8 protein-coding genes are annotated in these 12552 nt (G+C 69.8%); 4 read left to right on the top strand and 4 right to left on the bottom strand.

The window, feature by feature from the left end; translation table 11 throughout:
* Window positions 1–135 precede the first annotated feature (135 nt).
* Entirely contained in the window at window positions 136–1155 is a 1020-nt protein-coding gene (locus ACGFIK_RS00210; RefSeq protein WP_327022007.1) for a LacI family DNA-binding transcriptional regulator, read from the bottom strand.
* A gap of 62 nt (window positions 1156–1217) precedes the next feature.
* Entirely contained in the window at window positions 1218–2510 is a 1293-nt protein-coding gene (locus ACGFIK_RS00215) for an extracellular solute-binding protein (protein WP_393336958.1), read from the bottom strand.
* Window positions 2511–2762: 252 nt separating this feature from the next.
* Here ACGFIK_RS00215 and ACGFIK_RS00220 point away from each other — a divergent pair, with 252 nt between their 5' ends.
* On the top strand, window positions 2763–3014 hold the full coding sequence (locus ACGFIK_RS00220) for a hypothetical protein (RefSeq protein ID WP_393336961.1): 252 nt from the start codon (window positions 2763–2765) through the stop codon (window positions 3012–3014).
* 4 nt (window positions 3015–3018) lie between these two features.
* Entirely contained in the window at window positions 3019–3690 is a 672-nt protein-coding gene (locus ACGFIK_RS00225) for a polysaccharide deacetylase family protein (RefSeq protein ID WP_327022010.1), read from the top strand.
* Between the two features lie 61 nt (window positions 3691–3751).
* On the opposite strand, the gene ACGFIK_RS00230 is transcribed toward ACGFIK_RS00225, so the two are convergent.
* On the bottom strand, window positions 3752–7114 hold the full coding sequence (locus ACGFIK_RS00230) for a helicase HerA domain-containing protein (protein WP_393336964.1): 3363 nt from the start codon (window positions 7112–7114) through the stop codon (window positions 3752–3754).
* On the bottom strand, window positions 7111–7716 hold the full coding sequence (locus ACGFIK_RS00235) for a hypothetical protein (protein ID WP_393336967.1): 606 nt from the start codon (window positions 7714–7716) through the stop codon (window positions 7111–7113). The genes ACGFIK_RS00230 and ACGFIK_RS00235 overlap by 4 nt, the downstream gene beginning before the upstream one ends.
* 415 nt (window positions 7717–8131) lie before the next feature.
* Between ACGFIK_RS00235 and ACGFIK_RS00240 the strand changes: the two genes are divergently transcribed.
* Both ACGFIK_RS00240 and ACGFIK_RS00245 read left to right on the top strand, forming a co-directional pair.
* Window positions 8132–8461, top strand: a complete 330-nt coding sequence (locus ACGFIK_RS00240) for a CU044_2847 family protein (RefSeq protein WP_327022013.1) — start codon at window positions 8132–8134, stop codon at window positions 8459–8461.
* A gap of 19 nt (window positions 8462–8480) precedes the next feature.
* Window positions 8481–12545, top strand: a complete 4065-nt coding sequence (locus ACGFIK_RS00245) for a trypsin-like peptidase domain-containing protein (RefSeq protein ID WP_393336969.1) — start codon at window positions 8481–8483, stop codon at window positions 12543–12545.
* Window positions 12546–12552: the final 7 nt, after the last annotated feature.

Below are 12552 nucleotides of genomic sequence, written 5' to 3' on the forward strand. Positions count from 1 at the left end.
CCGGGACGGGCGGCCGGCTGCCCTCCTTACCCTAGTGCTGAGAAATTCCAGCCGCCTACCGGTAATTGGTGCAATTCACATTCGCCCAGCGGTCATCGCCGGAGCACCGGTCGGGGCCGTGCGGGAGCGTGTTGATCAGCCCTTCGGGGCGGCCGCGCTGTCCCGGATGACCAGTTCGGTGGCCAACTCCACCCGAGGGCTCTCCACCTTCTCCCCCTTGGCCAACCGCAGCACCGTACGGGCGGCCAGCATCCCCATCTGGGCCAGCGGCTGACGGACCGTGGTCAACGGAGGCGAGCACCACCGCACCTCCGGCAGGTCGTCGAAGCCGACCACGCTGACGTCGCCGGGCATCCGCAGCCCGCGCTGCCGTACGGCCTCGTAGACCCCGAGGGCCATCTGGTCGCTGGAGGCGAAGATGGCCGTCGGCGGATCCGCCAGGGCCAGCAGCCGCGACCCGCCGGCGAACCCGGCTTCGTGGTAGAAGTTGCCCGGCTGGATCAGCCGGTCGTCGATGGGCAGTCCGGCGGCCTCCAGGGCGGCCCGGTAGCCGTCCATTCGGGCCCGACTGCACATCAACTGCGGCAGTCCGGCGATGAACCCGATCCGCCGGTGCCCCAGACCGATCAGGTACTCCGTGGCCCGCAGACTGCCCGCCCAGTTCGTGGCGCCGATGGTCGGTGCGTCCTGGGAGGGAACACCGGCCGGGTCGACGATCACCACAGGGATGTTGAGCCGACGCAACTCGGCCTGCTGCGGGGGCTCAAGGGTGGAGGTCACGAAGATGACCCCCTCGGTGGAGCGGGTCCGGATGTTGTCCAGCCACTGCTTCGCCGAGGAGGTACGCCGGTGGATGGCGGAGACCACCGTGCCCACCCCGGCGGCGTGGGCCACATCCTCCACCCCACGAATGATCTCCACCGCCCACGGACTGTCCAGATCGTTGAACACCAGATCCACCAGACCCGAACTGGCCCGCATACTCGGCGGCCGACGCCGATACCCATGCCGCGACAGCAACTCCTCCACCCGCTGACGCGTCTGCGGAGCCACATCCGAACGACCATTGATCACCCGCGACACCGTCGGCACCGACACCCCGGCCAGGCGGGCGATCGCCGCGATGGTCACCGTGCGGTTGTCGTTGACACCCACGCGGCCCTCCCTTTGCTCAAACGTCACCGTGCCGCAGCCGACTGGTCGACCAACGGACATCACTACTGTTTCTGCGCCACCCTGGTGATGTCCTTGACGATCTGGTCGGGCCGCTTCGAGCCGACGATCAGATCGGCGACACTCTTGTTGATCTGCTCGCCGACCGCCGGGGGGAAGGCCTGGTCGAGATAGAGCTGGAACCCGCTGGCGACAGCCAGATGCGCCGCCACCACCTGGTTGTTCGCGTCCTTGATCCGGCCGACGGCGGCCAGGTTGGTGGGCAGCACGGCACCGGTCTCCGCCGCCCAACGCTGGTTCTCCGACCGCAGCAGCGACCGCAGAAAGTCCACTGTGGCGGGGGGCGCGTTGCGACCGACCGCGAAGCCGTTACCGCCACCGAAGGCGTCCGTGGCCTCGCCCTTGCCGCCCTCCACCATCGGGAAGGTGAAGAAGCCGAGTTGCCCGCCGATGCCCAGCTTGCTGGTGGACGAGGAGGCCTGAATGGAGGGGGCCCACTGGCCCATCAGCTCCATGGCGGCCTCACCGTTGCCCATCGCCGCGGCCTGACCTTCGTCGGAGCCGTACTCGGCGCGCCGCCAACCACGCTGGAAGGGCTCCAGGTCGGTCAGTTGACGGACGTGCTCGCCAGCGGCCACGAAGTCCGGGGTGTTGAAGTCGCCGTCCTCGGCCGCTCGCCGCAAGGCGCCCAGGCCGCCGATGCGCATCGCCAGGTACGCCCAGTAGTAGTGCCCGGGCCACTTGTCCTTACCGGCCAGGGCGATGGGCACGATGCCCGCGGACTTGAGCTTCTTGACCGTGGTCAGCAACTGGGACCAGGTGTTCGGCGGCGAGATGATGCCGGCCTCGGCGAAGAGGTCACGGTTGTACCAGAAGCCGATCATGCCGATGTCGAACGGGATGCCGTAGATCCGACCGTTGACGGTGTACGGCTGCAGCGCGGCCGGTAACAGCTGCCCGATCCAGGGGGACACCTCCGAGGTGATGTCCTTGACCAGCCCCGCCTCGGCCTGCTCGCGCAGCAGCCCGCCACCCCAGGACTGAAACAGATCCGGTGGCGAGCCGGCTTTGGTGACCTTGGCCAACTCGGCCTTGAACACCTCGTTCTCCTGGGGGGTCACCTCGATGGTGACGTTCTGGTGGCGGGTTTCGTACAGCCGCGCCATCTCGGCCCACACCGGCAGCATGGGATCGGTGTTCTGGATGTGCCACCAGTTGATCCGTTGTGGACCGATCGGGCCGTCGGACTCGTCGTCCGCACAGCCTCCCAGCAGAACCGCACCGGCACCGGCACCGGCCAGACCGAGCAGCGACCTGCGGGAGACGTGCAGTGTCATGCCTTATCCCTTCAACCCTGGGACGTGCGCGCGCACCGCCACACACGGCGAGAGGCCCAAGTCGGCATGCCGAAAGTTTCAGGTCAATGCCGGTATTTTCGAGGTGATGGCCGGCACGTTACGACGCATTGACATGCGCGGTCAAGAGGGGTGTCGCAAGCAGACTCAAGCCGCTAGCGTGTGGGAAATCCAGGCGTGTCCCACGGCGAAGTTCCGGAAGTGCTCCGGGATCGGAGCCTGAAGGAGTCGAACATGTCGACCGAGAACGCAGACGCGACGGCCACCCGGTCGCTGCGCAGAGCCGTACTCCCCGGAGTCCACCCGGACCCGCCCCTTCTGCCCCTGGGCGGCATCTTCCCATCGGTCCTGGATGTCCACGATGGTCGGTCATCCAAGAATCCGCACCATCTGTATCCCACCCGGGCCGAGGACGGGCGACAGGTGCAGTACCTCGGCGGCGACAGCGCCGACCTCGACCACGCCACCCACCGCCAAAAGGTCTGAGCGCATGTCACCTCGCACCTCTCCCCCGCCGACCGCACCCCACTCCAGGTCCGCGCCGGGCGTCGCGGCATGTCCCGAAGTCACGATCGGTACCGACCGGGTCCTCTGCCTGACCTTCGACGACGGACCCCATCCGGTGCACACCCCCCGCCTGCTCGAGGTGCTCGCCGGCCACGACGTGCCGGCGGTCTTCTTCCTCCAGGGCGATCAGGCAGCGAAGTACCCCGACCTGGTCCGCCGGATCATCGCCGCCGGGCACGCGCTGGGCAACCACAGCATGCACCACGACGACATGAGCGACTGGACCCTGGGTCGGATCGCCTCGGACCTGCTGGAGACCAACGCGGTCATCCGCCGGGCCGTACCGCAGACCCCACTGCCCTACTTCCGGGCCCCGTACGGCGCCTGGGGGCAGACCCCGACGGTGGCGACCGCCCTGGGGATGCGGCCAATGGGCTGGCAGTTGGCCGTCACCGACTGGGTGCCACCCGGCACCGACGAGTTGGCCCGCCGCCTCACCGAGGGTGTCACCCCGGGCGCGGTGGTGCTGCTGCACGACGGCGGCGGCGACCGCAGTCAGACCGTCGAGGCCGTCGACGCCGTCATCCCACCCCTGCGGGCCGACGGCTGGCAGTTCGCCCTACCCCCACCGGCCGGAGCCCTCGCCGGCCGGTGACCGACCAACGGCTGCGACGCCGACCGGCACCGAACGCGGTTCGCGAGCGCGTCGTTTCCGATTACCGTACGGCCGTCGGATTGGCCGCGCGGTGGACGACCTCCTCGGTGGTCAGCGGACTACGCGGATGGTGACTCAGGCACATCGGAGCCTGCATCTTGACGAACCGACCGCCCTCGACCGCAGCGTAGAACTGCCCCGTACGCATCCTGCCGACGTCGGTGATGTCGGCCCCCTTCGCTCTGGCCACGTCCCGGGCCGCCTCGATCTGCACGGGCACGGTCAGTAGGCCGAAGAACTGGGTGGCCGCGTTGCCCGGAATCTGGTTGTGCAGCCCCTTCGGTGCCTGCGTGGCGAAGACCAGTCCCAGACCGTACTTGCGGGCCTGCGAGGTCAGCGCCAGGGTGCTCTGAGTACACGCCGTGTTGGCAGCGGACGGAGCGAACGTCTGGGCCTCGTCCATCACGAATAGTCCGCCCAGTGGTCGGTCACCGGCCGGATGACGCTTGATCCAGGTGAACAGGGCGAGTTGCAGCTGATTGACGAAGCTCTGCCGTTGGTGGTCCTCGGGCAACCCGACGAAACTGATCACCGACACCCGGGCACGTCTGCCCGGTGGCGGTGTGAGCAGCTCACCGGGGTCGACCGGGGTGCCGGCGCCGCCGAGGAGCGGGTCGTTGATCAGCGCGGCCTTGAGCAGTTGCGCCATGCCCGCCGCCAGCCTCTGTGCACCGTCGAGCTGGCTGACCCCGTCGGGCAGCTCGTTGAGCACCTCGGTGAACTCAGGCAGGTTGTTGGCTCCGGTCCGGGCGTAACTGATCAACGCTTCCCGTAACACCGCCCGGCCCAGCCGAGCCTTGTCGGTGCCGCCGTCCACCCGGGCGTGCGGGGCGAGGGTCGCCACTGCGGCGTTCACCGCCGCCGTGAACCCGTCCGGGTCGTCGAGCACGTCGACGAACCTGGGCAGCGGCTGGAAGCTCAGTGGCCGACCCGCCTGCCGGCCCGGCGTCCAGATCACCACGTCCGTACCGGCAAGGTAGGCCGCGGCCCGGTCCGGGTCGTCCGGCCCCCAGCCGGTCGGCGCTGCCGGCCACGCCTCGCCGAGGCGGGCCAGGTCGTTGTTCGGATCGAGGACGATGGCGGACACGCCACGAAGCGCGCACTCCTCGACCAGTCGGCGGATCAGGACGGTCTTGCCGGAGCCGGATCCAGCGAAGATCACCGTGTGCCGACGCAGGGATTCGAGCTCGACGCGCACCGGGTCTGGTCGACCGGACACCACTCCGATGTCCACCCGCTCCGGATTCATCCCGGCCACGAGTGGGCCTGCCGGTATGCCCGGGCCGGGCGCCGGCATCGCTTGTACCGCGTCGGGGACAACACCCCCGACCGGCGGTCCCGCCATGTCCGCAGACACGGATGACAGCGACGCCACGCCGACGGGACCGCCCGGCGACGCCGCATGGACGGGCCCGCCCGGCGACGCCGCATGGACGGGCCCGCCCGGCGACGCCACAGCGACAGCCGGCGGAGTCGCACCGCCGGGCCCGATCGCGGACACCCTCGCCTCGGTCACCTCGGGTCCGCTGCCCAGCGCCTCGCACAGGCAGGTGATTTCGGCAGCCGGCCGCCGGTCGGCGAACCACGGCCGCAATATCTCGAGCCCGAAGTCCTGAACGAGCTGTTCCAGGGCGATCAGGCGGCGGATGTCGGCGGCGGGAAAGGAGATCGTCCGGCCACCGGCCCGGGTGAAGGCGTCCAGCACCTCACGGGTCCGGGCACCGCGTGACCATTCCGGCGTGCGCAGCAGGAACAGTTTCCGCTTGGCGACTCCCTCGGTGAGCCCGGCGGCGGTGACCGCGTTGCGGATCCGGTTGAGCGCGGCGATGTGGTGCGGCGCGCAGACCGCCCGGAACGACCAGTGCTCCTCGTCCTCGCTCTCGTCGTCGAGGCTGTGCCGCAGTCGGGCGTGCAGGGCCGGTTTCCCTCCGGCGGGAATGGGGTCGAGGCTGAAGCTGTCGACACCGGTGCCCTGCGCGGCGATCCAGGCCGTCAACCCGGCCTTGAGCAGCCCCGGCACCCGCACGTCCTCGGTCTGCTGGGTCAGGGCGGATTCCGGGTCCGCCCCGGCGATCAGCTCCGCGTACCGTGCGTCGATCTTGGCGAACTCGTCGGCCAGCCGCGCGCCGACCGGCGGTACCCCGGTCACTGCGGTCGCCGGGCCGGCGGTGCCGTACTTGAGGTGCGACAGTTCGCGGATCTCACCGCTGGTCAGGCAGGCCCGCACGTGCGTGTCGATACGGCGCAGCAGCTCACGCGGCGTGAACCCGACGACCTCGTCGAACGCGGCCGGGTGAACCGGCCAGGTGGGGTGCGGCGGTGTAAACCCCACCTCGTCGAAGAGCACCGCGAACCGCTTCGCGACCAGTTCCCGCCCCACCTCCACGGAGGGGATCTCCTTGAGCGGGGCCGCCTCGCGGAATCGGTCCTGGACGGTGTCGGTGGCCTGCTCCTTGAGGTCACGCCAGGTCTGCGGCAGGCAGGACACCACGGACAGCGAGCGCTTGGTGGTCTCGCGCAGCGCCATCAGGCCACTTGCCACCTGTTCCAGCAACAGCGACGTCTGCCAGTCGATCTCTCCTCGGACCTCCTGGTTGGTGGCCTTGACGGACTGGGCGACCATCAGGTCGATCTGGTCGACCGCGATCACCGTCGGTGCCACCATGGCCAGCAGCCGCGACGTGTCCCGAACCACCTCCTGCGGTGCCCGCCGGTTACGTCGCAGGCCCCAGGCTGTCCGGGTGCCCGGCTCCTCCTCGTCGCTGGAGGACAGGAAGTCGTAACCGATGTCCTCCAGGTCCGAGGACTCGGCGGCATACAGCACCAACGCCCGGAGGGTGTCCTGACACTCGGTGCCTACCTGGCGGTTCGCCTTACGGACAAGGTCGACGAAGGCATCGAGGGCGGACCGGCTGAGTTCGGTGTCCCCGGTGACCGCTCGGCGCACGGTCCGGGGAGCGTCGGTACGGTCCGCCAGCCGGCGCAGGAAGGTACGCAGCTGGGTCGTCCCGTCCGGCATCGGCCGGGACAGACCTGCCAGGAGCGACATCGCGGTGCTGTGCCAGAACGCCCGAGCCTCCAACAGCTCGACCAGGAAGAAGAACCCCCCGCGCTGCTGCACCTCCTGCCGCACCGTGCCGAGCAGGTGGGTCTTGCCGGTTCCCCGTTGACCGAGGATCGCGACCCCCACCGGGCTGGAGTCGGCGCTGTGGTCCGCCTCGGTGAAACTGTCGAGCACGGTCCGGAGCACGTCGTGGTGCAGCGCCTCCACATGGAACGGCGCCGGCTTCCAGACGTCGTCAGGGGTCGGGGCCCAGTTGAACCGCAGCGCAGCCAGCGCTCGCCGTTCCTGCTCGCTGGTCATGACGAGATGGCGATGAGGTGCTTGTCCTGGTTGCCGATGTGCACGGCGGCGGCCCGTTCCTGCGGCCGGAGCACCTTCTGGTTGGACTCCGGCACCAGGTGGACGTTGCGCTCCTGGTTGAGCTGGATCAGGGCGGCGTCGAACTCGGCACGGGGCAGGTCACCGAGCGCGGCACGCAGGTCGGCGAGCATGACGTAGTCGCCGGGTCCCCCGGCCAGCCCGTGGTACGCCTGCCGAATCCGGGTGACCGGATCTGCCGAACCAGCGGCGACCGGCTGGGGCGTGAGGGCGACCTCGTCTGCCTTGATCTGCATCCGGAACAGGTCGTCGGCGCGAGTCCCCGAATGGTCGATCAACCGGCGCAGGAAGTCGAGTACGACGTAGAGGGTTCCGCCCGTCGTACCGGCCCTGGCCGGCGGCTCCGCCCCCAGTTCCTGGGCGGCTCGCCCCCAGCCCTTGTCGGTCAACTCCAGGATGATCCTCGGTTTGGGCGTCACCTCGATCAGGTCGAGCGATTCCAGACGACGACGGTGTGCTGGCGTGACGCTGATGCCGGCGACATTCTTCAGATAGGTCTGCGGCAGCGGAGCCGCTTTGATCATCAGCGTGATGAGAATGCACCGGTCAACGAGCGTCAGTTCCTTTTCCGGCATGCGGATGCTCCTCTGTGGCACGAGCTTTCACCACGTTGACGGTGATGATCGAGACTCGGGGGTGGGCTGCGCGACGAGGCGGCCTCGCGTTCGGGCCGATTCTGCCGACGGTCCCTGGCGAGCGCAAGGTCACCAATCTGGCTGCCAATAACCGACAGGGCGATTGAGTGGATCTTCAACGGCCCAGCGTGGAGGCGATGGCTGAAACACCCGTTCGGGAGGGCGTCGGCCGTTCGGGCACTCGACCGTTGCCAAACGGCAAGAGCAGGGGGCAGCATGGCTGGTCGGCGAGAGGCTGCCGGTGAAACCGGCCGGGAGCAGGCCCTCTCCTGCCCGTTTCGGGGAAACGCCACGGAGGTTACCGGTGCAGTCTGAGGTGGTCCGCTACCAGGTCGATGACAACACCGTCGCGTTGATCGAGGTCGAACCACCGGCCGGTTTCCAGCCCGCCGGTGTGGGTGATGTCGCCGGCTGGGTCCGGGAATCCGCAGCCCCGGCGGTCGCCGCCGCGAAGGAACTGCTGGAACACGTAAAGACGGTCGCCCCGGACTCCGTCGAGGTGCGTTTCGGAATCAAGGCCACCGGCACGGCGAGTTGGGTGATCGCCAAGGCCACCGGTGAGGCGAACTTCGAAGTCACCCTCGCCTGGTCGGCCGACACGGCTCCGGAACGCAACACCGACCCGCAGCGCTGACGGACGGATCCGGTGGCCCGTGACCACAGCCCCTGATGGCAGCCCATGGGCGGTAGCCCTATACCGGGAAGGCAACCCTCACACACCGGTCGGCACCGGCATCGTCATCGACAGCAACCTCGTCCTCACCTGCCACCACGTGGCATTCGCTGACGACGGTACCCTCCACGATCTCTGGGTCGCCTTCCCGCTCGCCCCGAGGGTCGGCTACTACGACCGTCGCAAGGTTGGCCAGTGCCTGCACGACGGCCGTCAGGCCGCACACGTCGACTTGGCCGTGCTGGAGCTGGTCGAGCCGGTCCCGCCCACCGTCGCACCCGCACGGCTGCGCTGCCTTGACCCCAAACCACTGGTCGAACGTCCCTTCTGGGCGTACGGATTTCCCGCCGCCATAGCCGGCGGTACCCCGGCCGTCGGTACCGTCACCGAGATCGGCGGCTGGGGACACATCATGATCGACAGCGGTTCGAGCGGCGCACTGAGCAAGGGGTTCAGTGGCGGCGCGGTGTGGTCGCCGGAGTATCAGGCCGTGGTCGGTGTCGTCGTCTCCGCCGACGGCCGGGGCAAGGGCCAAGCCGTGACCCTGTATCACGCCGACGAGCAGCTACCCGAGATGAAGCTGGCGACTCTCTCCGCGTGGCGGGTCGCCGACGCCGACGACGCCGCGCTGTCCGCCTGGGGGTGGACGCTGCGCACCGACGGCGAGGCGGGGCGGCACTGGTTGCCCCGCGCCCGCGGCGTTGCGGTCGACACCGAGGGCGGCGCCCGGTTCCGCGGCCGGACCACGGCACTACGACGCATCGTCGACTGGATCGACCAGCCTGCTCCGATCACCCGACCGCTGCTCGTCACCGGCTCTCCCGGTGTGGGAAAGTCCGCCGCTCTGGGACGGATCGTCACCACCGCCGACCGACAGATCCGGGCGAGCCTGCCGGCGGACGACCTCGCCGTGCGGGCCACCCTCGGTTCGGTCTCCTGCGCCGTGCACGCGAAGGGCAAGACCGCCATCGAGGTCGCGACGGAGATCGCCCGCGCCGCCGCCGTCGACCTGCCGGGCACCCCGGCCGATTTGGCCCCGGCGGTACGCGACCGCCTGATGCGGCGGGGCAGCCGCTTCGCCCTGGTCATCGACGCACTCGACGAGGCCGCCGACCCCGGCCACGCCCGCCGGATCGTCGACGAGATCCTGCTGCCGCTGGCACGCGACTGCGGCCCGTACGGATTCCGGGTGGTGGTCGGCACCCGACGCCGCGACGACCAAGGCGACCTGATCGCCTGCTTCGGCGAGAACACGGATCTGATCGACCTGGACACGCCCGAATACTTCGCGGAGTCCGACCTGGTGAACTACGCCCAGGCGACCCTGCAACTGCTCGGTGCCGAGCGCGCGGCCAACCCGTACGCCGATCCGGGCGTGGCAGCCCCGCTCGCCCGACGCATCGCCGCCCTGGCCAAGGGCAATTTCCTCGTTGCCGGACTGGTCGCGCGGGCACACGCGCTGCGCGACACATCGGCGGTCGATCCGGCCTCGGTGTCGTTCACCGCCACGGTGGCCCACGCGCTGGACGCCTACCTCGCCGGGCTTCCGGCGGCCGGTTCGGCCTCCGCCCGCCTGGCGCTGACAGCCCTGGCGTACGCCGAGGCGCCAGGGCTGCCGTTGCCGCTGTGGCAGGCGGCGGTGACGGCGCTGGGCGGTACGGCCACGGCTGAGCAGCTCGCCCTGTTCGCCCGCGGTTCTGCGGCGAACTTCCTGGTCGAGACAGGCGGCGGCGCACAGCCCGCGTACCGGCTGTTCCACCAGGCACTCAACGATGCGCTGCTGGCCGACCGGGATCAGCAGGGCGTCCGACGCGACGACCAGCGCCGCTTGGTGTCCGCCTGGCTCGACCTGGCCGCTGACACCGGCTGGGCGTCCGCGCCGGACTACCTCCTGCGTTCGCTGCCCCAGCACGCCGCTCGGGCCGGACTCGTCGAACGCCTGCTCGCCGATGGGGACTACCTGCTGCACGCGCATCTGGATCGGCTGCTCACCGTCGTCGACACCGCCCGGGCCCCGATGTCCCCGCGAGCGCAGTCCCGGGCGCGGTTGCTGCGACGTACGCCGTTGGCGGTGGCCGCGGAGCCCGCCGAGCGGGCCGCGCTCTTCTCGGTGGTCGACCGCCTCGACGATCTCGACAGTGGCATCGGCGCCGACGGCGCGCCCTACCGGGCCCGGTGGGCGCACACCCCGCCCCGGCAGGAACGCAGCGTGCTTGACGGGCACTCGCAGGCCGTCTACGACGTCGCCGCCATCGAGGTCGACGGTCGGCGGCTGCTCGCCTCCGTCGGTGACGACGGCACCGTTCGGCTCTGGGATCCGCTGACCAACCAGGCCGAGTCGGTCTTCAACTGTCACGACGACACCGTCCGCGGCGTCTGCGCCGTTCGGACCAGCGCCGGCGAGACCCTACTCGCCACGGCCAGCCATGACGGCACGGTGGGCCTGTGGGAGCCACGGACCGGCCAGCGCCGACACGAACTGCGCGGACACCACGACTGGGTACGCAACATCTGCACCATTCCGCTGCCCGGGGGCGACCTGCTCGCCTCGGCTGGCGACGACCGGACGGTACGAATCTGGGATCCCGCCAACGGCATCCAGCGGTACAAGCTGACCGGGCACATCGGCTGGGCCACCGCCGTGACCTACGTCCCCGCCGACGGACGTCACCTGCTCGCCTCCACCGGCTTCGACGGAATGATCCGGATCTGGGAGCCGACCGCCGGTGTCGAGCCGACGCTGACCATCGCCGGACATGCCGGCTGGGCGACGACCCTCTACGCGGTGCGCACCCCCGGCGGCACCCTGCTCGCCTCGGGCGGCTACGACGGCACCGTCCGCCTGTGGGATCCGTTCACCGGCCGGTGCGTCAAGCTTCTGGAGACCGGTGGGCCGGTCACCGACCTGTGCACCATCGACGTCGACGATGGTTGCCTGCTGGTCTCCACCGGTGAGGACGGACTGATCCGGCTGTGGGAGGTGCCGACCTGGACGAGCCGGCCGAGCCTACGGGGACACGCGAGCTGGATCCGCGCGGTGTGCGAGCTGCGCACCGCAGAGCAGCGGATGCTGGCGACCGCCGGGGACGACGGCACCGTACGGTTGTGGGATCCGGCCGGCGGTCAGCCAGGCACCATCGCCGACCAGGACAGGTTCGCTCCGGTGAGCGCGCTCTGCCAACTGCCCGGTGAACGGCCGCTGGTCGCCGCCGGTGGCACCGACGGCCTGGTGCGGTTCTGGGACGTGCACACCGGCGAACGCCTGCAGGAATTCAACACCCCGGGCGGCACCGTCAACGCCATGTGCGCGGTCGCCGACGAGGAGGAGCCGCTGCTGTTCACCGCCCAGGACGACTGTGCCGTCGTCGGATGGGACGTCCGCGACGGCGCGCAAGGGCTGGAGATGCGGGAACACTACGGCGAGGTGGCTGCGGTCTGCCCGATCGTCATCAACGGTGAGACCCTGATCGCCTCCGCCGGCGACGACCAGGCGGTCCGACTGTGGCACCCGCACACGGGTGCCGTACGTATGGTGCTGCTCGGGCATGTCACCCATGCCTGGGTGACCGCGCTCGCCACGGTGAGCTGGCCCGGCATCGAGGCGCTCGCCTCGGCGGACAAGAGTGGCACGGTGATGTTGTGGGGAGGTGGCGACACCCCGGTCTGGGTGCAGCAGGGTCACCAGGATGCGGTGACCGCGCTCTGCGGCATCACCGTGGCCGGCCGGCGGATGCTGGTGTCGGGCAGCGCCGACCACTCGATCCGGATGTGGGACGCCGAATGGGGCCAGCCGGTCCGTTGGTTCACCGGGCACAGCGCGGCGGTCACCGGGCTGAGCCTGATCCAGGTCGATGGTCAGGACCTGTTGGCCTCTGCCAGCCGCGACCGTACGGTGCGGATCTGGGATCCGACGACCGGCCGGACGGTCCGTACGATCCCGGTCTATCACCCGGCCCTGGCCTGCTGCACCGTCGGTGACACTTTGCTGGTCGGTCTGGATCAGGGCCTGCTCGCCCTCGCTGTCACCGGCCGAGACGACCGGTAATCCTGGT

Origin of the sequence: Micromonospora sp. NPDC048871, from assembly GCF_043198155.1 — a bacterium.
Classification (GTDB): domain Bacteria; phylum Actinomycetota; class Actinomycetes; order Mycobacteriales; family Micromonosporaceae; genus Micromonospora.